General features: G+C 68.8%; 25 protein-coding genes and 1 tRNA gene. 15 read left to right on the top strand and 11 right to left on the bottom strand.

From position 1 onward, the window contains the following. Positions 1-84: 84 nt before the first annotated feature. Positions 85-1,098, top strand: coding sequence for a YhjD/YihY/BrkB family envelope integrity protein (locus KEC56_RS06945; RefSeq protein ID WP_227530353.1), 1,014 nt, complete (start codon positions 85-87; stop codon positions 1,096-1,098). Here the strand turns inward: KEC56_RS06945 and KEC56_RS06950 are convergent. Further along, on the bottom strand, positions 1,095-1,928 hold the full coding sequence (locus KEC56_RS06950; protein ID WP_227530354.1) for an LmeA family phospholipid-binding protein: 834 nt from the start codon (positions 1,926-1,928) through the stop codon (positions 1,095-1,097). The genes KEC56_RS06945 and KEC56_RS06950 overlap by 4 nt on opposite strands. A gap of 20 nt (positions 1,929-1,948) precedes the next feature. Next, positions 1,949-3,613, bottom strand: a complete 1,665-nt coding sequence (gene argS / locus KEC56_RS06955) for an arginine--tRNA ligase (protein ID WP_175986003.1) — start codon at positions 3,611-3,613, stop codon at positions 1,949-1,951. 59 nt (positions 3,614-3,672) lie between these two features. Between argS and KEC56_RS06960 the strand changes: the two genes are divergently transcribed. Both KEC56_RS06960 and KEC56_RS06965 read left to right on the top strand, forming a co-directional pair. Then, complete coding sequence (locus KEC56_RS06960; protein WP_227530355.1) at positions 3,673-4,473, top strand: SGNH/GDSL hydrolase family protein; 801 nt, start codon at positions 3,673-3,675, stop codon at positions 4,471-4,473. A 16-nt stretch (positions 4,474-4,489) separates the two neighbouring features. After that, positions 4,490-4,562, top strand: a tRNA-Arg gene (locus KEC56_RS06965). Positions 4,563-4,600: 38 nt separating this feature from the next. Here the strand turns inward: KEC56_RS06965 and KEC56_RS06970 are convergent. Further along, entirely contained in the window at positions 4,601-5,461 is an 861-nt protein-coding gene (locus tag KEC56_RS06970; RefSeq protein WP_227530356.1) for a coiled-coil domain-containing protein, read from the bottom strand. Positions 5,462-5,506: 45 nt separating this feature from the next. On the opposite strand from KEC56_RS06970, the gene KEC56_RS06975 reads away from it, so the two are divergent. The 3 genes from KEC56_RS06975 (at position 5,507) to KEC56_RS06985 (ending at position 8,338) form a co-directional block, all read left to right on the top strand. After that, a complete protein-coding gene (locus tag KEC56_RS06975; protein ID WP_227530357.1) occupies positions 5,507-6,196 on the top strand; it encodes a nucleotidyltransferase domain-containing protein in 690 nt (229 codons plus the stop codon). Positions 6,197-6,291: 95 nt separating this feature from the next. Then, positions 6,292-7,713: a threonine synthase gene (gene thrC, locus KEC56_RS06980; protein ID WP_227530358.1), complete on the top strand. Its 1,422-nt coding sequence runs from the start codon at positions 6,292-6,294 to the stop codon at positions 7,711-7,713. 7 nt (positions 7,714-7,720) lie between these two features. Further along, positions 7,721-8,338 (top strand): GyrI-like domain-containing protein, encoded by a 618-nt coding sequence (locus tag KEC56_RS06985; RefSeq protein ID WP_227530359.1) that lies wholly within the window; start codon positions 7,721-7,723, stop codon positions 8,336-8,338. Here KEC56_RS06985 and KEC56_RS06990 read toward each other — a convergent pair. Then, complete coding sequence (locus KEC56_RS06990) at positions 8,331-8,723, bottom strand: DUF1304 domain-containing protein (protein ID WP_227530360.1); 393 nt, start codon at positions 8,721-8,723, stop codon at positions 8,331-8,333. The two genes, KEC56_RS06985 and KEC56_RS06990, sit on opposite strands and share 8 nt — an antisense overlap. Before the next feature lie 81 nt (positions 8,724-8,804). Between KEC56_RS06990 and KEC56_RS06995 the strand changes: the two genes are divergently transcribed. Next, positions 8,805-9,227: a MarR family winged helix-turn-helix transcriptional regulator gene (locus KEC56_RS06995; RefSeq protein ID WP_227530361.1), complete on the top strand. Its 423-nt coding sequence runs from the start codon at positions 8,805-8,807 to the stop codon at positions 9,225-9,227. A 43-nt stretch (positions 9,228-9,270) separates the two neighbouring features. Then, complete coding sequence (locus KEC56_RS07000; RefSeq protein ID WP_227530362.1) at positions 9,271-10,245, top strand: zinc-binding dehydrogenase; 975 nt, start codon at positions 9,271-9,273, stop codon at positions 10,243-10,245. A gap of 4 nt (positions 10,246-10,249) precedes the next feature. Here the strand turns inward: KEC56_RS07000 and KEC56_RS07005 are convergent, their stop codons facing one another. The 3 genes from KEC56_RS07005 to KEC56_RS07015 form a co-directional block, all read right to left on the bottom strand. Then, on the bottom strand, positions 10,250-11,053 hold the full coding sequence (locus KEC56_RS07005) for a CPBP family intramembrane glutamic endopeptidase (RefSeq protein WP_227530363.1): 804 nt from the start codon (positions 11,051-11,053) through the stop codon (positions 10,250-10,252). After that, the gene (trmB, locus tag KEC56_RS07010) at positions 11,050-11,775 is read right to left on the bottom strand and encodes a tRNA (guanosine(46)-N7)-methyltransferase TrmB (protein ID WP_227530364.1); all 726 of its coding nucleotides are present in this window, start codon (positions 11,773-11,775) and stop codon (positions 11,050-11,052) included. Before trmB ends, KEC56_RS07005 begins: the two co-directional genes overlap by 4 nt. Before the next feature lie 96 nt (positions 11,776-11,871). Continuing rightward, positions 11,872-12,714, bottom strand: coding sequence for a DUF3097 domain-containing protein (locus tag KEC56_RS07015; RefSeq protein ID WP_227530365.1), 843 nt, complete (start codon positions 12,712-12,714; stop codon positions 11,872-11,874). A 133-nt stretch (positions 12,715-12,847) separates the two neighbouring features. Here KEC56_RS07015 and KEC56_RS07020 point away from each other — a divergent pair, with 133 nt between their 5' ends. The 4 genes from KEC56_RS07020 to KEC56_RS07035 all read left to right on the top strand — a co-directional run bounded on the left by KEC56_RS07020 (position 12,848) and on the right by KEC56_RS07035 (position 17,020). Continuing rightward, positions 12,848-14,881 carry a TPM domain-containing protein gene (locus tag KEC56_RS07020; RefSeq protein WP_227530366.1) on the top strand — a complete coding sequence of 678 codons (2,034 nt, stop codon included), beginning with the start codon at positions 12,848-12,850 and terminating at the stop codon, positions 14,879-14,881. Between the two features lie 67 nt (positions 14,882-14,948). Continuing rightward, positions 14,949-15,683: a PspA/IM30 family protein gene (locus tag KEC56_RS07025; RefSeq protein ID WP_227530367.1), complete on the top strand. Its 735-nt coding sequence runs from the start codon at positions 14,949-14,951 to the stop codon at positions 15,681-15,683. 33 nt (positions 15,684-15,716) lie between these two features. Next, positions 15,717-16,514 carry an arginase family protein gene (locus KEC56_RS07030; protein ID WP_227530368.1) on the top strand — a complete coding sequence of 266 codons (798 nt, stop codon included), beginning with the start codon at positions 15,717-15,719 and terminating at the stop codon, positions 16,512-16,514. Further along, entirely contained in the window at positions 16,511-17,020 is a 510-nt protein-coding gene (locus KEC56_RS07035) for a Fe-S oxidoreductase (RefSeq protein WP_227530369.1), read from the top strand. The genes KEC56_RS07030 and KEC56_RS07035 overlap by 4 nt, the downstream gene beginning before the upstream one ends. On the opposite strand, the gene KEC56_RS07040 is transcribed toward KEC56_RS07035, so the two are convergent. From KEC56_RS07040 to KEC56_RS07050, 3 genes are read right to left on the bottom strand one after another with little or no spacing between them, the layout of a single operon-like run. Then, positions 16,977-17,447 (bottom strand): SIP domain-containing protein, encoded by a 471-nt coding sequence (locus KEC56_RS07040; RefSeq protein ID WP_308013004.1) that lies wholly within the window; start codon positions 17,445-17,447, stop codon positions 16,977-16,979. The two genes, KEC56_RS07035 and KEC56_RS07040, sit on opposite strands and share 44 nt — an antisense overlap. A gap of 59 nt (positions 17,448-17,506) precedes the next feature. Continuing rightward, on the bottom strand, positions 17,507-18,214 hold the full coding sequence (locus tag KEC56_RS07045) for a tyrosine-protein phosphatase (protein WP_227530370.1): 708 nt from the start codon (positions 18,212-18,214) through the stop codon (positions 17,507-17,509). Continuing rightward, positions 18,211-18,687: a carboxymuconolactone decarboxylase family protein gene (locus tag KEC56_RS07050; RefSeq protein ID WP_227530371.1), complete on the bottom strand. Its 477-nt coding sequence runs from the start codon at positions 18,685-18,687 to the stop codon at positions 18,211-18,213. The genes KEC56_RS07045 and KEC56_RS07050 overlap by 4 nt, the downstream gene beginning before the upstream one ends. Before the next feature lie 61 nt (positions 18,688-18,748). Here KEC56_RS07050 and KEC56_RS07055 point away from each other — a divergent pair, with 61 nt between their 5' ends. Then, complete coding sequence (locus tag KEC56_RS07055) at positions 18,749-19,837, top strand: acyltransferase family protein (protein ID WP_227530372.1); 1,089 nt, start codon at positions 18,749-18,751, stop codon at positions 19,835-19,837. On the opposite strand, the gene KEC56_RS07060 is transcribed toward KEC56_RS07055, so the two are convergent. Continuing rightward, positions 19,826-21,340 carry a glycosyltransferase gene (locus tag KEC56_RS07060; RefSeq protein ID WP_227530373.1) on the bottom strand — a complete coding sequence of 505 codons (1,515 nt, stop codon included), beginning with the start codon at positions 21,338-21,340 and terminating at the stop codon, positions 19,826-19,828. The genes KEC56_RS07055 and KEC56_RS07060 overlap by 12 nt on opposite strands. Before the next feature lie 162 nt (positions 21,341-21,502). Here KEC56_RS07060 and KEC56_RS07065 point away from each other — a divergent pair, with 162 nt between their 5' ends. Beyond that, positions 21,503-22,432: an alpha/beta fold hydrolase gene (locus KEC56_RS07065; RefSeq protein WP_227530374.1), complete on the top strand. Its 930-nt coding sequence runs from the start codon at positions 21,503-21,505 to the stop codon at positions 22,430-22,432. Between the two features lie 90 nt (positions 22,433-22,522). Beyond that, on the top strand, positions 22,523-24,040 hold the full coding sequence (locus KEC56_RS07070) for an ABC transporter substrate-binding protein (RefSeq protein ID WP_227530375.1): 1,518 nt from the start codon (positions 22,523-22,525) through the stop codon (positions 24,038-24,040).

The following is a 24,040-nucleotide window of genomic DNA, read 5'->3' on the forward strand; positions in this document are numbered from 1 at the left end:
CCCGATTCTATGGCACCGGCTCGGACTGTCCGGCACTCGGCACGTCCCCTGCGGACCGGGAAGACGATTGATTACGGTGGGGACATGACATTCGTGAAGTCGGTGATCGCCTGGGTCCTGCGTCTGAAGGTCGTACGCGCCTATCTGCTCTACTCGGAGCGGCGCGGCGCCATGCTCGCCGACAGTGTCACCTACCGCGCCCTGTTCAGCGTGTTCGCGGGTCTGCTGCTGGGATTCTCCGTCGCCTCGATCTGGCTCGCCGGGAACCCGGAGGCGTGGAAGCCGATCGTCGCGGCGATCGACTCCGCTATCCCGGGACTCGTCGGAGAGGACGGCATCGTGAAGGATCCGACGTCGATCGAACCGGTCGGCTTCACGGTCACCGGGATCTTCTCGCTCGTCGCGCTCGTCGGCGCCGCGCTGGGTGCGATCGGATCGCTGCGAACGGCGGTGCGCAGCATCGCAGGCACCGTCCAGGATGATGTGCTCTTCATCTGGGTGATCCTGCGCAACCTCGCCCTGGCTGCAGGGATCGCCGTCGCCTTCGTCGCCGCGGCGGCCGTGACATTCCTCGCCCGCATCGGCCTGAGCTTCATCACCGATCTGTTCGGGCTGCCGGGCGACTCGGTCATCGCGGAGTGGAGCATCCGCGTCGTCTCACTGCTGGTCGTGTACGCCCTCGACGTCGTTCTGATCCTGGGCGTCTTCCTGCTGCTGTCCGGTCTGCGTGCTCCCGCTCCGGCCGTGTGGTCGGGAGCGCTGCTGGGCGGCCTCGGGCTGCTGATCCTCCAGGAGCTGTCGAGCTTGTTCGTCGGCGGCGCGACCTCGAACCCGCTGCTGGCGACGTTCGCCTCTCTCGTGGCGCTGCTGATCTGGATGAACCTGTCCACGCAGGTGATCCTCATCGCGTGCGCCTACATCACCACGGGGGCCGAGGAAGCGCACGACCGGGTCTCATCAGCGGAGAGCGCGCAGACGCTCGCCCAGCGCCGCGTGCGGCGCGCCCAGCAGGAGGTAATGATCGCGACTCGGGCGTTGCGTGCAGCGGAGGAAGCGGAATCCGCGGAGCGGAACGCCGCTGAGACGCAGAAGTCCTAGTCGCAGGAACCGTTCTGCTGGAGGCTCTCGTCCGTCGCGATGGCGCCATCCACGTCGAGGTCGATGACCGCCTCGGTGCCGTCGATCTCGAGGCCGGTCACGGTGAGGCCCGCGGGAAGCTGGTCGGCGATGCAGATGCGCTGAGGCCCGGCGAGCTGTGCCGCCGCGTCGCCGAAGCGCTCGGCGATGTCGGCGGCGTTCAGGGTGAGTCCCGCGATCTGAAGCTCCACCGGCGTGAGCAGCAGGTCACCGGCATCCGCTCCGGGTGTCACGGTGACCGACACCGGTACCGGCATTCCGAAGACCTCGAAGCTGCCGGATGCTGTGACATTCGGCTCGTCGAAGCCGATCTCATCGACAGGCAGATCGGACGCCGTCACCAGATTCGTGAACTGCTCCTGGTCGATGCGCACCGTTCCGCGGGCATCGGCGAGGTCGCCGCCGCGCAGCGGGATGCCGGTAGCGGTGACGTCCGCGGCTCCGGTGATGCCGCCGAACGTGACCGCGTCGGTGGTCAGATGCAGCTCATCGAGGCGACCGCCGATCAGCTGAGGCAGCAGGATGCCTACGGCATCCACGTCGAGCTGCTGATCCTGCGGCAGATCCAGCTGCTCGATCACGATGCCGCGGACGATGCCGGGCAGGATCGCCCTGGCCAGGAACTCGGCGGCCACGATCAGCGCGGCGAGCACCAGGACGATCACGAGCACGACCCACGGCCACCGCGCCCGGCGTCTCGCGGGTCGCGGCTCGTCGCCTCCCGGAATCACGAGCGTCGGATGCTCGGACGACGGCTCGGGGTACGGCAGTGTGGGGTGCTCGTCGCTCACGGGTGTCTCCGATCGGGTGACTACATGCGCTCCGGCGCAGAGACGCCGAGCAGGTCGAGGCCGTTGCGAAGCACCTGGCCGGTGGCATCGTTCAGCCACAGGCGCGTGCGGTGCACGCTCTCGATCGGGTCGTCGCCGAGCGGAGTGATGCGGCAGTTGTCGTACCAGCGGTGGTAGAGGCCTGCGAGTTCCTCGAGGTAGCGGGCGACGCGGTGCGGCTCGCGCACCTCGGCCGCGAAGGCCACGATGCGCGGGAACTCCTGCAACGCCCCGAGGAGCGCCGACTCCGTCTCGTGCGACAGCGTCTCGGGGGCGAACTCGCTGCGTTCGACGCCGGAGTCGGCAGCGTTGCGGCTGGCGTTGTGGGTGCGGGCGTGCGCGTACTGCACGTAGAAGACCGGGTTGTCGTTCGTGCGCTTCTGCAGCAGCTCGGGGTCGAGGTCGAGCGGCGAGTCGGCGGGCGAGCGCTCGAGCGCGTAGCGCAGGGCGTCCGTGCCGATCCACGCGCGCAGATCGTCCATCTCGATGATGTTTCCGGCGCGCTTGCTCAGGCGCGCACCGCGCACGGAGACGAGCTGCCCGATGAGCACCTGGATGTTCTTCTCCGGGTCCTCGCCGGCGGCACCGGCGACGGCCTTGAGCCGGTGCACGTAGCCGTGGTGGTCGGCGCCGAGCAGGTAGATCTTGTTCTCGAAGCCGCGGTCGCCCTTGTTCAGGTAGTAGGCGGCGTCGGCGGCGAAGTAGGTGTACTCGCCGTTGGAGCGGCGGATGACGCGGTCCTTGTCGTCGCCGAAGTCGGTGGTGCGCACCCAGACGGCGCCGTCCTCGTCGAAGACGTGCCCCTGCTCGCGGAGGCGATCGACGGCCTGATCGACGAGGCTCGTGCCATCGGCTCCCTTCGCGTGCAGGGTGCGCTCGGAGAACCACACGTCGAAGGGCACGTTGAACTGCCCCAGCGAATCCTTGATCTCGGCGAGCTGGTACTCGTAGGCGAGGTCTTCGGCGAGGCTCAGCTGCTCCGCGTCGGGGAGCTCGAGCAGGTCGGGCCGGGCTTCGAGGACGCGCGCGGCGAGGGCGGCGATGTACTCCCCCGGGTAGCCGCCCTCGGGCGTCGGTTCACCCTTCGCAGCCGCGAGGACGGATGCCGCGAACCGCTGCATCTGGGCGCCGGCGTCGTTGATGTAGTACTCGCGCACGGCGTTCGCGCCGCTGGCGAGCAGGAGCCGGACGATCGAGTCGCCGAGCGCAGCCCAGCGCGTGTGGCCGATGTGCAGGGGCCCGGTCGGGTTGGCCGAGACGAACTCGACGTTGACGCTGACACCGGCCTGGGAGTCGTTGCGGCCGTAAGAGTCACCCGCCTCGACGATCGTCTTGGCGAGCACGCCCGCCGCTGCGGCATCCAGTCGGATATTGATGAACCCGGGGCCAGCCACCTCTGCGCTGGCCACGCCGTCGATACCGGCGAGTCCGTCGGCGATCTGCTGCGCGAGGTCACGCGGATTGGTTCCCATTCGCTTCGCGAGCCGCATCGCGAGGTTCGACGCCCAGTCTCCGTGGTCGCGGTTGCGCGGGCGCTCCAGCGGGATGTCGGAGGCATCGATGTCGAGCGTCTCGTCCGGTCGCAGAGACGCCGCGATCGGCGTGACGACGGAGAGGATGGCTTCGGCGAGGGTGTCGGGATTCATATCGCATCAATTCTAGGGCGGGAGTTGGTGTTCACCTTCCGTTCGCTTACCCTCATGCCATGGGTTCTGGGCGGGTGCGGCGCGCGGGGCGCGCTGCAGCATTGATCGCGATCGTCGCAGCGGTCGCCTGCGGCGTGCTGCTCGGCGTGTGGCGACCGTGGGTGCCCGCTGTCGGAGACTCTCCGGTGCTGGCCTCTGAGGAGTCCGCGGCGATCGCTCCGACCCCGCTCGTCCTGCCGGAGCATCCGCGGGTTCTCGTCTTCGGCGACTCGTGGACGTACGGGTCGGCTGCGTCAAAGCCGACGCTGGGATACGCCTACGTGCTCGCGGATCTGATCGACGGCGAGACCATCGTCGATGGCGTGCGCGGCAGCGGATATCTGAAGCCGGGCATAGACGGCCCCGACTTCGGCGACCGGATCGCCGCCCTGGACCCCGAGCTGGATCCGGACCTCGTCATCATCCAGGGGTCGATCAACGACCACAAGCTGGGCTCGGTCGGTTATCGGGACGCGGTGACGTCTGCGTGGGATGCCCTCGCCGCGACGTATCCCGACACGCCGATCGTCGTCCTCGGTCCCGCTCCGCACGTGCTGCCCGTCGGTGCGGGAACGATCCGGATCGACCACGATCTCGCGGCGCTCGCGGCTGCTCGCGGCTGGTGGTACATCTCGCCCGTCCAGGACCAATGGATCACGGAGCAGAACTACCTCGACGTGATCGACGTCGAGGTCGGCAAGCGGCATCCGTCCACCGCGGGGCACCGCTACCTGGCCGAGAAGGTCGCCGCTGCCCTCGCCGACATCGAAGCGGCGCCGGTGACCGAAGCCGGCGGTGCGGAGAGCACCCCCGGTCAGTGATATCGTCGTTCGGTACGCCTCCGTAGCTCAGTGGATAGAGCGCCGGTTTCCGGTACCGTAGGTCGCAGGTTCGACTCCTGTCGGGGGCACGTGCAGAAGGCCGCTCAATGAGCGGCCTTCGTCGTCTCTAGAGCCGATCGACTGCCTTCCGCGCGGCCGACACACCCTGCTGCGCCGCGCGCACACCTTCGCGGACATCGCCGAGGAGCGCCTCGAGATCGCCGCTCTCCTTCTTCTGCCTGTCGAGTTCCTGCCGCGTGCGTTCGATCTCCTTCTCGAGTTCGTCCAGCCGCTCACTCAACCGTGCTGAGTTCTCGGCGCCCGCCTCCGCCTTCCGCTCCAGCGCGTCCCGGTCCTGCTCCGCCTTCCTCAGCGCACGCTCCGCCGTGCGCAACTCGTCCTCGGCGGCCTTGCGCGCGCGGCGGGCAGCGAGCTCGTCGGGTCGGCTCGGGGTCGGTGCCGCCGAAGCGGAGTCCAGATCACCGGCCACCGCATCCGAAACGTCGGCGGTGTCATCGCTCGCGGCATCCAGCGGCCTGATCAACCTTCCGGATGCCACGGCGAGCGCAGCTTCGGCATGGAACATCGCGGCGTTCAGCGTCCTCTCGACGGCATCCGTCGTCGCTTGCGTGATCTTCTCCCCTCGGGAGCTCGCGAGTTCGCTCGCCTGCTGTGCGAGAGCGCGGACGAGTGCACGGCGCTGCCGCCCCAGGGCCGTGAGTGCGCGTGCATCCCGATCGTCCTGCGCGTCGCGCAGTTCGGCGGCGAGTTCGAGTGCGCCGCCCAGCGCCTGCGTCTGCTCGCGCGCGAACAGGTTCACGACCCACGCGGCGAGCAGCGGTTTGCGCAGCGCGCCCACCTTCTTCGCGAGGGCGGCATCCGTCAGTTGCTTCGCTCGCGCATCACGCACGGCGGTGAACTCCCTGGGCGGCAACGCGTACAGCTCGGCCGCGATCTCCTCGAGTGTGCCATCCGGCTTGGCTGCCATCGCCCCATTGTGCCCGAGCCGATCCCGCCTGCCTAGAATCACGGGATGGGCTATGTCGACCTCGCGGAGCGGTTCGTCGCCGCGCGTTTCCCGAAGGCATCCGTCGCGGTCATCGGCGGCAGCACCTCCCGCGGCGAGCGCACCCCGACGAGCGACATCGATCTCCTCCTCATCGGCGACGATCTGCTGCTCGAAGGCAAGACCGGTGCCGCCCTCACCGAGGAATTCGAAGGCGAGATCTTCGAAGTGTTCGCCTACACGCCGCAGGGCTTCGACGAGTGGGCGCAGCGCAGCGTCACCCAGCACCGTCCGGTCATCGTCCACATGCTCGTCGAGGGCACCCCGGTTCGGGCAGGCGACGAACTCGCGACGCTGCGCGACGCATGGTCCGAACGACTCGATCGCGGCCCGTCCGTGGACGCCCATGAACTGGACTTCCGTCGCTACGTCATCACCGACGTCCTCGACGATCTGCGAGACGCGACGGATCCGCTCGAGCGCCGGGTGATCGCCGCGACCCTGTTCGAGCGCACGGCGGAGCTCATGCTCCTCACCGCGGGACGCTGGATCGGAACCGGAAAGTACCTGCCCAGACGTCTCCGTGAGCTGCCCGCTGAGCGCGTTGACGCGCTGGTCGAGCCGTATCTGAACGGGAACGTCGACGAACTTGCGGATGCCGTCGAGCGCGAACTCGCCGTCGCAGGCGGCAGACTTCAGGCCGGCTTCGTCCGCTGACGCACGGAACGGATGCGGCGTAACACGTCCGTCCGGCGGCATACGATGGAGCACAGGTCCCGGTATCCATCTTCAGCGCGAGCGAGGTTCACGACGTGCAGTACATCTCCACCCGCGGCGGCACGCTCGGACAGTACAGTGACGTCCTCCTCGAGGGACTCGCACCGAACGGCGGCCTCGCCGTTCCCGAGACGCTTCCCCGCCTGTCGGCGGACGGCCTCGAGCGTCTGCGCGTGCTCACCTACCCTCAGCTCGCGACCGAGATCATCGGCCTGTTCGCGACCGACATCCCCCGTACCGATCTCGCCCGGCTCACCGAAGGCGCGTACGGCGACGGCAAGTTCGCAGCTGAAGAGATCGTCCCCCTGACCGCCGTCGACGGCATGACGATCGTGGGCCTGTCCGAGGGGCCGACCCTCGCGTTCAAGGACATGGCGATGCAGTTCCTCGGCGAGGCGCTCGAGTACGTCCTCGAGAAGAACGATCGGGTGCTGAATGTCGTCGGCGCCACCTCGGGCGACACCGGCTCGGCCGCCGAGCACGCCCTGCGCGGCCTCGACCGTGTCTCGGTCTTCATGCTCTCCCCGCAGGGCAGGATGAGCGCCTTCCAGCGCGCCCAGATGTACTCGCTGCAGGACGCCAACGTCCACAACATCGCCGTCGAGGGCGTGTTCGACGACTGCCAGAATCTCGTCAAGCGCCTGAACACCGACCTGGACTTCAAGCGCGCGCACAGCCTCGGGGCCGTGAACTCGATCAACTTCGGCCGCATCTCGGCGCAGATCGTCTACTACGTGTGGGCCTGGCTGCGCATGACGGACGCCGTCGCCGAACCCGAGCGCGCGTCCTTCCGCGTCTCGTTCGCCGTGCCGTCGGGCAACTTCGGCAACATCCTCTCGGGTCACTACGCCCGTGCCATGGGCGCCCCGATCCACGAGCTCGTGCTGGCGACGAACGAGAACAACGTGCTCGACGAGTTCTTCCGCACCGGTCACTACCGCCCGCGCGGCGCTGCCGACACGCTCGCGACGTCGAGTCCGTCGATGGACGTCTCGCGCGCCTCGAACCTCGAGCGGTTCGTGTTCGACCTGCTCGGCCGGGACCCCGAGCGCACCGCCGCCGCCTGGCACGAGCTCGAGGAGCGGGACGAGATCGATCTGTCCGCCGAGCTCGGGCGATTCCGGAGCGAATTCGGCATCGTCAGCGGCACGAGCACGCACGCCGACCGTCTGGCCACGATCCGCGACGTCCACGATCGGTCGGGCGTCACGATCGACCCGCACACCGCCGACGGTGTGAAGGTCGCTCGCGAGCATGCTGAAGCAGGCATCCCGATGCTTGTGCTCGAGACGGCCAAGCCCGCGAAGTTCGCCGATCTCATCGAGGAGGCGCTCGGCGAGAGCCCCGAACCGGATGCCGCCACTCGCGCTCTCCTCGATGCACCGCAGCGCGTGATCGCGATGCCGGATGACGAGCAGCAGCTGCGGGACTACATCTCCGCGAACGCACTGGGCTGAGCGAACCGTGTCCGCCAAGGTCGACTTCAAGAAGGAGATCGAGGCGTACGGCGCCCGCAAAGGCCGCTTCGACCTCATCGAGGTGCCGCCACTGCAGTACCTGATGATCGACGGGCACGGCGACCCGAACACGTCACCGGCATTCACGACAGCGGTGGAAGCGCTGTACCCGCTCGCCTACGGGCTGAAGTTCGCCAGCAGGCGCGAGTACGACCGCGACTACACGGTCATGCCGCTGGAAGGGCTGTGGTGGGCCGACGACCAGGCCTTGTTCACGTCCTCACGCGACAAGTCGGCATGGCACTGGACGCTGATGATCATGCAGCCCGAGTGGATCGACCACGGGATGTTCGCTGATGCCGCCGAGGAAGCATCCGCGAAGAACCGCGACGTCCTCGGGGTTCGGCTCGAGACGCTCGATGAGGGCCTGAGCGCACAGACTCTGCACGTCGGCACCTACGACGAGGAGGCCCCGGTGCTCGCGAAGATGCACGACGTGTTCATCCCGGCGCACGGCTTGCAGCTGACCGGCACGCACCACGAGATCTACTTCAGCGACCCCAGACGCGGCGACCCGGCGAAGCGCCGGACGCTCCTGCGTCAGCCGGTCGGGCCGATCAGCTGATCGCTACCGCCACGGCGAGCGCGATGACCGCAAGCAGCGGCAGACCGCCCTGCATCGCCGCCGAGCGCGCCATCTTCGGGTTGGAGAGCACGAGCACGAGGGCTGCCGCGAGCATCATTCCGACGCCGGTGAAGATCAGGGTGAGACCGACGGTCGCCTGACCCGACAGCACGAGGACGATCCCCAGCAGCGCAGCGATCGCGAGGAACAGGTTGTAGAAGCCCTGATTGAACGCGAGCGGCTTCGTGACCTCGGCATCCGCTTCGCTGGCGACCCCGAAGATCTTCCTCGTCGCCGGCTCCGTCCACCGCACCGACTCGAGCACGAAGATGAACACGTGGAAGGCCGCCGCGAGCGCGGCGAGCAGAAGACCGACGATGAGCATGGCTCGATTCTGACAGCACGTTCAGCACATTCTCAAATCGATTGTGCACAATCTAACTGTGGGCAATGAAAAGGAGCCGGCATGAGCATCACCGAAGACATGATCTGCTTCTCGCTGTACTCGGCTGCTCGCGCCACCACGCAGGTGTACCGCCGCCTGCTCGCACCGTGGTCGCTCACCTACCCGCAGTACCTCGTCCTCGCCGTCCTGTGGACAGAGGGCGATCAGACCATCGGGTCACTCGGCGAGGCCATGCAGCTCGACTCGGGGACGCTCTCGCCTCTCGTGCGCCGCCTCGAGCGCGACGGTCTCGTCACGAAGACCAGGGACGCCGACGACGAGCGCGTCGTGCGCGTGCGGCTCACGGATGCCGGCACCGCACTGCGAGCCGAGATCGCACCGATCCACAAGAAGGTCGCGGAGATCGCCGGAGTCGGCGATCTCCAGCACCGAGAGCTCATCGCCGAGCTGCGGGAGATCACCGCCCGCCTGCACGAGTCCTGACACCCACCGACCACGACCTGCACGACCGACAAGGAGAACCGCTGTGCGCGCACTCATCCACCAGGAATTCGGCCCGGCTGAAGACGTCCTGACCCTCGACGACCGCCCTGTGCCCGAGCCCGGCCCGGGGCAGGTGCGCCTGCGCATCGTGCTCTCCCCCATCCACAACCACGACCTGTGGACGATCCGCGGCACCTACGGCTTCAAGCCGGCTCTCCCCGCAGCATCCGGCACGGAGGCCCTCGGCATCGTCGACGCGCTCGGCGAGGGCGTCGAGCATCTCGCGGTCGGTCAGCGCGTCGCCACGGGCGGCACCTTCGGCGCGTGGGCCGAGTACGCGGTCACGAACGCGGCGGGCCTCATCCCCGTCCCCGAGGGCCTCGCCGACGAGCAGGCGGCTCAGCTCATCTCGATGCCGTTCAGCGCGATCAGCCTGCTGCAGTTCCTCGACGTCGCCGAAGGCGACTGGATCGTCCAGAACGCCGCCAACGGCGCCGTCGGCCGCATGCTCGCGCAGCTCGCTGCCGCGCGCGGAGTCAACGTCCTCGGCCTCGTCCGTCGCAGGGACGGCATCGACGAGCTCCGCGCGCAGGGAATCGAGAACGTCGTGTCCACAGACGACGACTGGCGCACGCAGGCGACCGCGATCACCGGCGGCGCACCGATCATCGCCGGCGTCGACTCGGTCGGCGGCGAATCCAGCGGCGACGTGCTGTCTCTCCTGACCGAGAACGGCACGCTCGTCGCCTTCGGCGCGATGAGCTCGCCCACCATGAACATCAGTTCGGGCGACGTGATCTTCAAGCAGGCCACGGTGAAGGGCTTCTGGGGAAGCAAGGTCAGTCAGACCATGGATGCCGCGACCCGCCGCGCCCTGTTCGGCGAACTGATCACGCGCGTCGGCGACGGATCGCTCACCCTCCCCGTCGCCGGGGTCTTCGACGCCGCCGACATCGCCGATGCCGTGCGCGCGAGCAATGCTCCCGGCCGTGTCGGCAAGGTGCTGCTGAAGTTCTGAGAGCTCAGAGGAGGAACACCGGCAGCAGCCCCGGGTTGTGCGCGTGCACGAGCACGGCGAACACCACCGCATCGAACAGCAGGTGCACGGTCACGACGTACGCCAGCGAATGCGTCCGGAGGAATATGTACCCCTGCAGCAGCGCGAACGGGATCGTCAGCAGCGGTCCCCACTCGCGGTAGCCGAGCTCCCACAGGAACGACACGAACACGATCGCCTGCAGCACGTTCGCGAGCGCATCGGGGAAGTGCCGGCGCAGCAGAGCGAACACGGTGCAGATGAAGAACAGCTCGTCCCAGATGCCGACCGCCCCGACGCCGACGAACAGCCGGGCGATGAGGTCCGGCGTGTCGACGACCGGCCAGTTCTGGTAGACGCCGCTGGTGATGAAGTAGAACGGCAGGATCAGCCAGCCGAGCACGAGCACGGCGACCAGCCACGTCCACTGCAGCCTGCCCCACCGTCTGCCGGTGCGCCACGGGAAGCCGATCGCCCTGTCGCGGAACACGAACCGCGAGATCAGATACGGCACGACCACCGCCCCGCCGAGCGCGAGCGTGAACCGCAGCATCGCGAGGTTGTCGAGCTCCGCCGCCAGCGGGATGACGCTGACGATCAGCATCCCGATCGCGATGAGCCCGAGGTCGCGGGTGAGGGAGGGAGCCGCTGCCATGACCGCCCGTCTCTCCACCGCACAGGCGAGGACGAGACCGGCCGCGAGCAGCGCCCAGCCCAGCCACGGCGTCTCGAGCACGAAGAACGCGGGCGCCGCGAGGCAGACGAGCAGCGCCGCGGCAAGGCGGCTCACGCCCGAGGCCTCCGCCGATACACGAGGTCACGGATCTCGCGTCCCTTGGCGATGCCCTTGCGCTCGAACGCCGTCATCACCCGACCCTCGAAGCGCTCGGCCCACTCCCCTTCGAAGGCGCGCTCGAACAGCGGCTCCGCGTCGAGGACCTCCACCATCTGCAGGGCGTAGTCCTCCCAGTCGGTCGCCAGGCGGAGCAGGCCCCCGTCCGCGAGCGCACGCGCGGCCGCGTCCCCGAACCCGGGGCGGATCAGCCTGCGCTTGGTGTGACGCTTCTTGTGCCAGGGGTCGGAGAAGAAGATCCAGACCTCGGATGCGGCCCCCTCGGGCAGGTAGGTGGAGAGCACCTCCGGCGCGTTCGCCTCGACGAGCCGCAGGTTGCGCACGCCCGCCTTGTCGGCATCGAGCATGGTGCGCGCGAGCCCCGCGCGGAACACCTCGACGGCGAGGAAGTCGTCATCGGGTCTGGCGGATGCCGCCGACACGATCGCATGCCCCTGCCCTGAACCGATCTCGACGATCAGCGGAGCCTGGCGGCCGTACTCGGCGACCGGATCCATGCGCGCCTCGGGATGCACGCTCGTCCAGGCGACGTGCCGCGGAACCTCGAGCAGGTACTGAGGCGCGAGCTCCGCGAACGCCCGTTCCTGGGCCTCCGACATCCGTCCGCTCCGGCGCACGAAGGAGACCGGTTCATCGCGGAAGGTACGGGGCTCTGGCATGAATCAATCGTACGTGTCGCGGCGGTCCGGCCCTTCGACAGCCTCACGGACCAAAGGGACTCACGGACCGGAAGGGACTCACGGACCGGAAGGGACTCAGGGACCGGAGGGCTCGGTCACGAAGTCGATGAGCTCCTCGACGCGGCCGAGCAGCGCGGGTTCCAGATCGCGGTAGGTGCGCACCTTGCCGAGGATGTGCTGCCATGCGCGCCCGGTGTCGCCCTGCGACTCGTACGGCCAGCCGAACGCCTTGCAGATGCCGGTCTTCCAATCGGTTCCGCGGGGGATCTCCGGCCATCGGGCGATCCCGAGGACCTGCGGCTTGACGCACTGCCAGACATCGATGAACGGATGCCCGACGATGCGCAGATGCGCGCCGTGCGGGCCGCGCATGATCGCGTCCGCGATCCTCGTCTCCTTGGATCCCGCGACGAGGTGGTCGACGAGCACGCCGTAGCGGCGCTTCGCGCCGGGCGGTTCGGCGGCCAGCAGCTCGTCGATCTTGTCGACGCCTTCGAGGTACTCGACGACGACGCCCTCGACACGCAGGTCGGCGCCCCACACCTTCTCGACGAGCTCGGCGTCGTGCTTGCCCTCGACGAGGATGCGGCTGGGAAGCGCCACGCGTGCGCGCTGGTCGGCGACGGCGAACGAGCCGGATGCCGTGCGCCGGGGCGTCTGCTTCACCGCCGCGGGCGGGGTGAGTCGCACCGGCTCGCCGTCGATGAGGAATCCGCCGCCGAGCGGGAACACGCGCTTGCGTCCCTTGTAGTCCTCGAGTTCGACGTTGCCGCCCTGCACGCGCGTCACGGCGCCGCAGTATCCGTCGTCGGCGACCTCGACGACGAGATCCCGTTCGGCCGGAACATCGGCGACCTTCTTCGCGCCCCGCTCCCGCCATCCGGCGGCCAGCACATCCGAGCCGTACCTGTCGTCCATGCCTTCCAGCGTATGCGTCGCCCTGGCGCTTCCCGGCGGCGACACAGACTGTTTCCCTAGAGTCGCTATCGTCTGTCGTCGGTAGTGAATAGACTCGGAGCGCTGGGGCCTGCGGCCCTGCGGAGGGAGTGCAATGCGGACTCGGGTTGCCGTCGTGCTGGGGCTGATCGTGGCGGTCCTCGCGTCGGGGTGGACGGCGTCTGCGGCGCTCGCCGTGCCACCGTCGACACTGGACTCCGGCTACGTGACCGATGAGGCGGGTGTGCTCTCCTCCGGCGAGGCGGATGCTGTGAACACCCGGCTCTCGGAGCTCGCTCAGGGCGAGGGCGGCGACCTGTTCGTCGTGTTCGTCGACTCCTTCACCGACCCGTCCGACAGCAAGGCGTGGGCGGATGAGACCGCCGCGCAGAACAACCTCGACATCGACCAGTACCTCATCGCCGTCGCCGTCGACGACAGCCAGTACGCGATCTCCGCGGACGCCAACGGTCCCCTCGACGACGGCGACATCGACCGGGTGCTCCAGGCCATGCAGAGCGGGCTGAGCCAGGGCGACTGGGACGGCGCGGTGATCGCCGCCGCCGATGCGTTCCCCGGCCAGTCCGGCGCAGCGGACGGCAGCGGGATCATCTGGATCGTGGTCCTTCTGATCGTCATCGTCGCGGTGGTCCTCATCATCGTCCTGGCGATGCGCTCGCGCCGCAGGAAGGCCCAGCAGACGACGCAGGCGCGGATCCCCGACCCGAACGATCCGTACGCATCCGCGAGCGACGAGGAGCTGGAGGCTCAGGCCGGCAGCGCCCTGGTGCGCGCCGACGACGCGATCACGTCCAGCCGTCAGGAGCTCGGCTTCGCGGTCGCGCAGTACGGCGATGACTCGACTCGGCAGTTCACGCAGGTGATCGAGGCTGCGCGGGCCAAGGTCGCGGAGGCGTTCTCCCTCAAGCAGAAGATCGACGACGAGGTTCCCGACGCTCCGGAGCAGCGTCGCGCCTGGCACATCCGGATCATCCAGCTCTGCCACGAGGCCGACGACCTGCTCAATGCCAACATCGAGGCGTTCGAAGAGCTGCGCAAGCTCGAGGCCGAGGCTCCTCAGGCCCTCGAACGCATCAAGGCCCGGCACGCGACGGCGCAGCAGACGCTCGGCACGGCCGCTCCTGCCCTCACGGCTCTCGCGCAGACGTACGATGCCACCGCGCTTGCGCCCGTCGCCGAGAATCCTGGGCAGGCGCAGCAGCGGCTCGCCCTCGCGGACGCCGAGCTCGCCGAGGCGGAGACAGCGATCGCCGCGGGGCGCAACGGCGAAGCCGCCTTCTCGATCCGCACGGCCGAAGAGGCCGTCGAGCAGAGCGAGAACCTCGTCGACGCCGTGACGTCGCTCGGCGCGAACCTCGCAGCCGTGGAAGAACAGGCGCGCGCCATGATCACCGACATCGAGGCCGATATCGCCGCTGCCGGCGCCATGCCCGATGCCCAGGGGCAGCTCGCTCCCATCGTCGCGCGCACGCGCTCGAACCTGGATGCCGCACGGAGCGGCCTGGACGGCTCGCCCCGCAATCCCCAGCAGATCCTCGACATGCTGACGACCGCGAACACCGAGATCGACGGCGCTCTCGGACAAGCGCGTCAGACGAGCGAACAGGCGCAGCGCACGGCCCGCATGATCGAGCAGCGCCTGACGCAGGCGCAGGCGCAGATCGCGACGGCGAACGATTTCATCACGACCCGGCGCGGAGCGATCGGCGCCACCGCGCGCACCCGTCTGGCGGAGGCGAACGCCGCCTACTCCGAAGCCGTTGCCGCCCAGAGCGCAGACCCTGCGCTCGCACTCGACCGCGCCTCCCGCGCGTACAGCCTCGCCTCCGAAGCACTGTCATCGGCGCGCAGCGAGGTCGACACGTTCAACACCGGAGGTTGGGGCGGCGGCGGGTGGACCACCGGCCCCCGAAGCGGCGGCAGCGACTTCGGCGAAGCCATCCTCGGCGGCATCCTCGGCGGTCTGTTCAGCGGCGGAGGCGGCGGAGGCGGAGGCGGAGGATGGAGCTCCGGCGGCGGATGGCGCTCCAGCGGCAGCTCCCGCAGCAGCCGCCCGTCCAGCTTCGGCGGAGGCTCCTCACGCAGCAGCTCCCGCAGCGGGGGCCGCTCCCGGGGAGGTCGTTTCTAGCATCCGCTCGTTCTTCACACGCTCATCACGAACTCGCACGACTCCGTTCCAATCGAAAGGAAACACCATGGCCAAGCAGTCCATCTTCAGTCGCATCTCGACGCTGATGAAGGCGAACATCAACGCCCTCATCGATCAGGCCGAAGACCCGCAGAAGATGATCGATCAGCTCGTCCGCGACTACACCAACAACGTCGCCGACGCGGAGGCCGCGATCGCCGAGACCATCGGCAATCTGCGCCTGCTCGAGCGCGACCACGAAGAGGACGTCCAGGCCGCGAAGGACTGGGGCAACAAGGCGCTCGCCGCCAGCCGCAAGGCCGACGAGCTGCGGGCGGCGGGCAACACCGCCGACGCCGACAAGTTCGACAACCTGGCCAAGATCGCCCTCCAGCGTCAGATCGGCGAGGAGCGCGAGGCAGCCGCCGCCGAGCCCACGATCGCTTCCCAGACCGAGGTCGTCGAGAAGCTCAAGAGCGGCCTGAACGGCATGAAGGAGAAGCTCGGCGAGCTCAAGGCGAAGCGCAGCGAGCTTCTGGCCCGCGCCAAGGTCGCCGAGGCTCAGACGAAGGTCCAGGATGCCGTCTCGTCGATCAACGTGCTCGACCCGACGAGCGAGCTCGGCCGCTTCGAGGACAAGGTCCGCCGCCAGGAGGCCCTCGCCCAGGGCAAGGTGGAGCTCGCGGCATCCAGCCTCGACGCGCAGTTCGAGAGCCTCGACGACCTCGGCGAGCTGACCGAGGTCGAGGCCCGGCTGGCCGAGCTGAAGACCGGTCGCCCCCAGGCGCAGCTCGAGGGCTGAGTCCCGATCGATGCGCGTGGGAGGTGAACCCTGATGGCAAGATTCCTCGTCGTCCCGCAGTGGCAGGGTTCGCCCTCCGCGCGCGCGATGCTGCTCGTCGACGGCGCCTCGGCGATCGCCGGCGACCTGCCGCGCGCAGCCACGACGGTGCTCGACATCCCGTTGGAGGCAGGTGAATCGCTCGGCACCGGCGTCCATCGGCTGAGCGCGCTGCAGCGCATCCGCTCGATGGTCGCCGAGGCCATGGCACCGGACACGATCGTCATCGGCGGCGACTGCAGCGTCACGGTCGCCGCGCTCGACGCCGTCGACCGTGATTCCCTCGCGCTCGTCTGGTTCGACGCGCACCCCGACCTGCACACGGACGAGACCTCGCCGTCCGGTGCGTTCTCCGGCATGGCTCTGCGCGCGATCCTCGGCGACGGCGAACCGCAACTCGCCCTCTCGCCGGGTCTGCCAGCCGATCGCGTGGTCGTCGTCGGCGCACGCGTTCTGGACGACGCCGAGGAGGATCCGCTCGCGCGGCTGACGAGCCTCGGGATCGACGACCTCGACGACGAGAGCGCGCTCGCGACCGCGGTCGCCGGCACCGGCGCCTCCGCCGTGTGGGTGCACATCGACGTCGACGTCCTCGACCCGTCCGAGATTGCCGGCGTCTCCACGGCTGCGCCGTTCGGTGCACGCGCGGCGGCCCTGGCATCCGCCATCAGAGCCCTTCGGGCTCAGGTGCCGCTCGCCGGTGCGACCATCGCCGGGTTCGCGCCCCGTTCCCCCCTCGATGCCGTCGACGACCTGGGGGCGATCCTGCGACTCGTGGGTGCCGTGGCATGACACCGGGCTCATCGCCGCGTCCCGATTGGCGCGCAGTCGCAGACGCCGCTCTCCGGCGGGGACGCCGGTTCGATCGCCGGATCCCGTCGTTCCTGCTGCGGTCGCCCATCAGCCGGATCGGCTATGCCTGGGGAACCGCCGTCGGCTGGATCTGGGGCTCGCTGTGGAGCACAGGACCCGTCGAGCGGCGAGAGGGCCTGTGGGTGTTCCGCGGCATGCCGAAGTGGACGTTCAACCGAGGAGGCGTCTGCGTGGGCGGCTGCTTCCTGACCGGCGATGCCGACCCCAGCGACGCGATCCTGCGCCACGAGGCCGTGCACAAGGCGCAGTGGCTCCGTTACGGATTCCTCATGCCCGTCCTGTACCTGTTCGCAGGACGCGATCCGATGCGAAACCGGTTCGAGATCGAGGCCGGCCTCGAGGACGGCAACTACGTACGGCGATCGAGCCGAACGGCCGCGGTCAGTTCGCGGACGGCAGCAGCCCGAACCGCTCCGGGGCGCTGATCATCTCGGCCGGGAAGTCGAGACTCCCGGTCAGGTGCTCGACGATGTCGGCGGTGCCGAGATAGCCGCCCAGGAGCGTGACGTGGGTCGGCAGCTCGCTGTCGCACAGCATCTCGTCTGCCCAGGCGCAGGCCGCGCGGGCCAGGGCCGTCCCCGGCGTGCAGGAGCGTCCGGAACCGGGAGCACCGGAGCGCGATGAACGCGCGAGCCACGTCACGGTCATGCGTGCGGGCGCATCGATCACGCCGATGTCGGTCGCGTCGGCGACCTCGATGAACACCCGACCCGAAGCGCACAGCGGCAGCGTCGCGAGGAAGGTCTCGAGTTCGAGCAGCGAGTTCTCGTCCGCGGTCACCAGGTGGTGCGAGCGCAGACGGGCGGCTCGGCGCTGGGCGCGTCCGCTTCGCAGTTCGGTCGACATCTTCATGATCTCTTCATCATAGCATTGATGAAGGGTTGCCTTACCTTGCTCGGCTCAGATCGTGCTCAGGACTCGATGAGTGCAGCCCGTAGCGCGACGAGGTCGTCGTCGGCGATGCCGTGGGCACGCAGGTAGTCGGCGGAAGATCCCCACCGGCGGTCGATCTCATCGAGGATGCCGCGCATGACAGCGGCCGGCGACTGCGTCGCCAGGGCCACCGCGTTCTCGGCGTGCGGATGCTGCGCCCGGAGGAACTCCGTGATCCGGCGATTGCGCTCGGCCGGCAGCTGCGACGCCGTGAGCGCGTAATCCGCGACGACGGCGTCCCGATCCGCGTCGACAGCCGAAAGGGCGAGCGCGACCGTGACCCCTGTGCGGTCCTTGCCCACCGTGCAGTGCACCAGAGTGCCCTCCCCTTCCGCGATCACGCGGACGGCGTCCGCCAGCCGCGTGCCGCTCTCGTCGACCAGGTGACGGTACATCTCCTCCAGACTCAGATCCTCGTCGAAGAACGACGCGACCGAGCCGAGGAACAGCGGCAGGTTCGTCGTGGGCACCGAGCTGACCGCCGACGGCGCTTCGGCGACCTCCTGGCCGTCGCGCAGGTCGACGATGTGTCCGACGCGGTGCTCGATCGCGGCGACGGCCGCCGGCTTCGCCGCGACGAGGCTGCCCGAGCGCAGCAGCATGCCCTCGCGGATGCGGCCGCGTGACGCCGGCATCCCGCCGACGTCACGGGCGTTGAACACGCCGGGGAGTTCGAGGAGCGTCACACCGGCGCCTGATCTGCACGCGGCGGGACCGGATACCGTCCGGCGATCACGATCCGGTTGAAGGCGTTGATCGACACGCACGCCCAACTCAACGCGGCGTACTCCTTCTCCGTGAGCGCGCCGCCCACGCGGTCGTACACGTCGTCGGGGATGCCGTCGTCGTGGATGAAGGTGAACGCCTCGGCCAGTTCGAGGGCCGCACGCTCGCGATCCGAGAACACGCCGCTCTCGCGCCAGGTGGGGATCTGCACGATCGTGTCGGTGTCGAGGCCGGCCTTCACCGCACGGTCGAGATGGACGCGCGCACAGTACGCGCAACCGTTGAGCTGCGAGCAGTGGATCATCACGATCTCCTTGAGCCGGTCGTCGATGCCGTTGTCGCGACAGATCTGGCCGACGGTCCTGGCGAACTGATCCAGAGTCTCGTACGCGGCCGGCTCGGTCTTCGACAGGCGCACGCGCGTCTCGCTCATGCCCTCAGCTTAGGCTCAGACCCCGTCTCTAGCGTGGGTGCAGATGGCGAACACGCAACGCATGAGGAGTCTTGACGGAGTCCGCGGCGCAGCCGCGGCTGTGGTCCTCGTGTACCACTGCAGTCTCGTCGCGATACCGTATCTGGACGATGCCACCGCCGCCTGGCTGACGCAGACGCCGGCGAAGATCCTGTTCGCCGGAACCGAGGCCGTGCTGGTGTTCTTCGTGCTGTCGGGCTTCGTCGTGGCGCTGCCGGTGCTGCGCGACGGCTTCAGCTGGTTGCGCTACTACCCCACGCGCATCCTGCGCCTGTACCTGCCGGTGTGGGCCTCCGTCGTTCTCGCCGCCGGCCTCATTGCGCTGGTGCCGCGGGACCCTGCGACCATGCCCGATGACTCGTGGATGCAGAACGCGCAGGCCGCGACGGTCACGTGGAGCTCGTTCTTCGACGAGGCCCTCCTGACGACGACGAGCTACGACATCAACAACGTCCTGTGGTCCTTGCGCTGGGAGCTCATCTTCTCGCTGGGCCTCCCGATGTTCATCGGCGTCGCGATCGTCGTGCGCCGGCACGCCCTCATCGCGGCGATCGGATGCTGCGCGCTCACCGTAGCGGGGCGGCTGATCGACGCAGAACCGCTCGTCTACCTGCCTGTGTTCCTGCTCGGCACCCTGATGGCCGTCCGGTTCGACGACCTGCTGGCGTGGGTGCGCCGGCCCCGGCACCCTGCCTTCTGGCCCGCGTTCACCGCCGGCGCGCTAGCGCTGCTCATCGCGAGCTGGCTCGCTCGACCGGTCGCCGCTCCCGGCAGCCTGCTCGGCCGCACCATGTGGGGGCTGGCGGGCATCGGCGCCGTGCTGGCGATCGTCGCAGCGCTGGGATGGCCGTGGCTGCGCACGGCACTCGAAGGGCGGGTTCCGCAGTGGCTGGGGCGCACGTCGTACAGCCTCTACCTCGTGCACGTGCCCGTCATCGCGACACTGGCCTACCTGTGGGGCAGCGACAGATGGCCGCTCGTGATGACCATCGGCATCCCGACCAGCCTCGTCCTGGCCGCCGTGTTCCACCGCGTCGTGGAGGCGCCGTCCCAGCGCATCGCCAGGATGGCGGGTGGCGCCGTGCCGAGGCGGGCCCGCTCACGGATCTGAGACGAGCGCTCGCTCGGCGAGGCGGTGCAGGCGCCGCTTGATCCGGCCGGCGAGACGGCGGATGCGACGGGGACCGGGGTCTGACGCACGCCGCTTGCGCCGTCGCGCCCGTCGCATCTCACGCCCCCAGGCGCGCACGACGCTCCGGTCGTCGAACCGTGAAGCGCTCTCGCGGGCGCGACGGCGCATCGCGGAGACGTCTTGCTCCGGCATCCGCTGGAGCTCGGCGATCCGACGCGACATGGCGCCGATGTCGCCCGGCGGGATGAGGAAGCCGTTGCGTCCGTCCTGGATCACGTCCGACGGGCCGTAGGGGATGTCGTACGCGATCGGAATGCAACCCGCCGCCATTGCTTCGATGAGAGCGAGCGGAAGTCCTTCCGTCTTGGAGGTCAGGAGCATGAAGTCCGCGGACACGAACGCCGCCCGCGCGTCGTCGACGTGCCCCCGCAGGCGCACACGATCCTGAACGCCCAGCGAGCGGATCGTCTCCTCCAGGAGCGGGCGCCTCTCTCCCTCGCCGAAGACGTCCAGAGTGAGGTCGGCATCGTCCGAGGCCCGGGCGAGAGCCTTGATCGCGTGCGAGACCCGCTTGCGGACGATGAGCGATGCAAGCATGACCCCGCGGCCTCTGCGCCTCCCGGAGGATGCGCGCGACGGGCCCGCCCCGTCGAAACCATTGGGGATGACCGCGATGTTGTCATGCGGACCCAGATCGTGCAAGAGGTCCTCCCGCTGCCGCGATGTGAGGACGATCACCGCATCGAAGTCATCGAGATGCTCGAGCACGGTGAGCCGCGTCGCACTCAGCTGCGAGCCGTCGGCGGATCGGTGGGACCCGTGCAGCACGTGCATCATCACGACGTTCGCCCGGTGGTACGTCCGCGCGAACCGGGCGACCGTCTTCGAGTCCACGATGACGAAGCTCTCCTGCGCACCGAAGACGCGGTCCAGCCAATGCCTGTACAGCGCCCAGACGCTCTCCCACCTGCGCACGGGTTCGCCGCGCCGGTCATAGAGGACGACGCTGCGCCCACCCGTGTCCGGGTCGCGACGGTCCGTCATCAACAGGGTGCCGTCGGGCCGGAAGCGGTCCGTCGCGAGCATTTCACCGCCAGGTTCCGTCCGCCGCTGCCTCACGAGCACGACGCCGTCACGTCTGGCCTGCCCGTCGCCATCTGCCGGATCGAGGCGCTCGTGCCCGTGCGCGGATGCTCCCGTGCGTGCAGGCTGCTCGTCGTGCTCGCGGAACCATTCCCAGATGTTGATGATGCGCATGCCGTCGACGACATCCCCGGACGAGCGCAGTCGATCGACGAGCTCGGGATAGTCCAGCCGATCGTCGAAGGTCAGGATCTCGACAGGCTGACCCGTGAGGCGGACGAATGCTCTCGACCGATGCAGGAGAGCGCTCGTCATGCCGCCGAATGCGTCGGGAATGCTCCAGCTGAGCGCATAGTGCTTCCCGGAGCGGACACGCGAGGGAAGAATCGATGTGAGCATGGGGCACGAAACTAGCAACCGCCCCTGTGAGCCATCTTGATGCAGCAAATGCAATATGCACATGTTCTCGTGCCTTGAATGTGCATATTTAGCAACCAGATCCCGGCATCACCGCGCAACCTGCTCTCGCGTTTCGCGCTGACCTGCAAATCGGAGCAGAATATGGGCGTGACGACCGAGAACAGCGAGTTCCACTACCTCCCGCTCCAGGCACAGGCCCTCGGCGCACCCGTTCCCCCCGTCGAACGCCTCACGCTCGACCTCCCCGACGGGCGCCGGCTCAGTGCGCTCCACTACGGCACCGGTGACCCGGTCGTCACGCTGCTCCACGGCGCTGGACTCAACGCCCACACGTGGGACACCACCGTCCTGCGGCTGCAGCAGCCGGTTCTCGCCATCGACCTCGCCGGGCACGGCGACTCCGACTGGCGCGAGGACGCGGACTACTCCGCCGCCTCGCTCGCCCCCGACATCGCCCTCGTGCTCCAGGAGTGGACCACGGCTCCTCAGGTCCTCGTCGGCCAGTCGCTCGGAGGGCTCACTGCGGCAGCTGTGGCATCCGCTCACCCCGACCTCGTCCGCGAACTGATCGTCGTCGACATCACCCCGGGAATCGACACCACCGCCGGCCCGGCGGTCCTCCGCGCCTTCTACGAAGGTCCCACCGACTTCGCGACCCGCGACGAACTCGTCGACCGGGCCATGTCTCTCGGCTTCGGGAACACGCGCCCCGAGACCGAACGCGGGGTCTTCCTCAACACCCGCGTCCGTCCGGACGGACGGATCGAATGGAAGCACCACTTCGCCCGCCTCGCGGCGAAGGCGCTGTCCGGTCCTTCTGGTGCCACCGATGCCGCGCCGCAGCGCGCGATCCTCGACGCACGCGGATGGGATGACCTCACCGGCACCAACGCACCGATCACGCTCGTCCACGCTCTGCGCGGATTCGTCGGAGAGGACGACGCCGCCGAGTTCGAGCGTCGCGTCCCCGGCGCACGCGTCGTTCAGCTCGACGCGACCCACAATGTCCAGGAGACCGCCCCGGGAGAGCTCGCAGAGCTCATCAGAGCCGCGGCCGTCTCACCCGCCTGAACCGGCATCCTGCCCAGGCATCACCCCGAACCGGCGCACAGCGAACCGGCGCACAGCGAACCCGCCGCCCGAGAGGACCCCGCGATCATCATGTCCCACCGCACCAGACGCCTCGCCGTCGTATCGGCGCTCGCCGCCACCGCCGTCGTGCTCAGCGCCTGCACGAGCACCTCGCCCGACCCGGAGCAGACCTCGAGCGGCACGCCGGATCCCGCCGCGACCCTCACGGTGGGCCTCGTCCTCGAGCCGACCAACCTCGACATCCGCCACACCAGCGGCGCCGCTCTCGAACAGGTGCTCGTCGACAACATCTACGAGGGCCTCGTCTCGCGCACGCAGGACAACACGATCGAACCGCGCCTGGCATCCGGCTACGAGGTCTCCGACGACGGCCTGACCTACACGTTCACCCTCAACGAGGGCATCACGTTCCACGACGGCTCGGCCCTCACCTCGGCCGATGTCGTCGCCTCGTACGAGGCCGTGCAGACCGACGAATCCCTGCAGGGTCACGCCGAGTTCGCCGCCGTCGACTCCGTCGAGGCCCCCGACGACATGACCGTCGTGATCACCCTGACCGAGCCGAACCAGAACTTCCTGTTCGCGCTCACGGGCCCCGCCGGACTCGTGTTCCGCAGCGGAGACACGACCGATCTGCAGACCGCGGAGAACGGCACGGGACCCTTCACCCTCCAGAACTGGAGCCGCGGCAGCAGCATCACCTTCGACCGGTTCGACGACTACTGGGGCGACTCGGCCGGCGTCGCCGAGGTCGTCTTCGAGTACATTCCGGACTTCACCGCAGGTGTGAACGCCGCCCTCGACGGCAGTCTCGACGTCCTCACGGCGGTCGACCCCAACCTCGCACCCGAACTGGAGAGCTCCGGAGAGTTCGCGCTGACGACCGGGCGCACCACCGACAAGGCGACCCTCGCGTTCAACAACGCCAAGGCACCGCTCGACGACGTGCGCGTCCGAGAGGCGCTGCGCCTGGCCATCGACCACGAGGGCCTCATCGAAGCCGTCGGCGCGGGAGAGCCGCTGTACGGCCCGATCCCCGAGCTCGACCCCGGGTACGAGGACCTCTCGGACGTCGCCCCCTACGACCCCGAGAAGGCGAAGGAGCTGCTCGCGGAGGCCGGCCAGGAGGACCTGAAGCTCACACTGACGATCCCGTCGTTCTACGGCACCACCGTCTCGCAGGTGCTGATCTCGGACTTCGCGAAGGTGGGCGTCACCCTCGAGGTCGACCCGGTCGAGTTCCCGACCTGGCTCGAGGACGTCTACACGAACAAGGACTACGACCTCAGCTTCGTCCTGCACGTCGAGCCCCGCGACTTCGGCAACTTCGCCAATCCGGACTACTACTTCGGCTACGACAACCCGGAGGTGCAGGACCTCTACACCCGCGCTCTGGCCGAGACCGATGCCGACGCCTCCGCCGAGCTGCTCGCACAGGCGGCACGCCTCGTGTCCGAGGACCACGCGGCGGACTGGCTCTACAACGGACAGACGATCACCGCCGTCCGCCCGACCGTCTCCGGCTTCCCGCAGGACTCGATCAACTCGCGCATCGACCTCGCCGGCGTCACCGTCGCCGCGGACTGA

It is taken from the genome of Microbacterium tenebrionis, assembly GCF_020682665.1.
Taxonomy (GTDB): Bacteria; Actinomycetota; Actinomycetes; order Actinomycetales; family Microbacteriaceae; genus Microbacterium; species Microbacterium tenebrionis.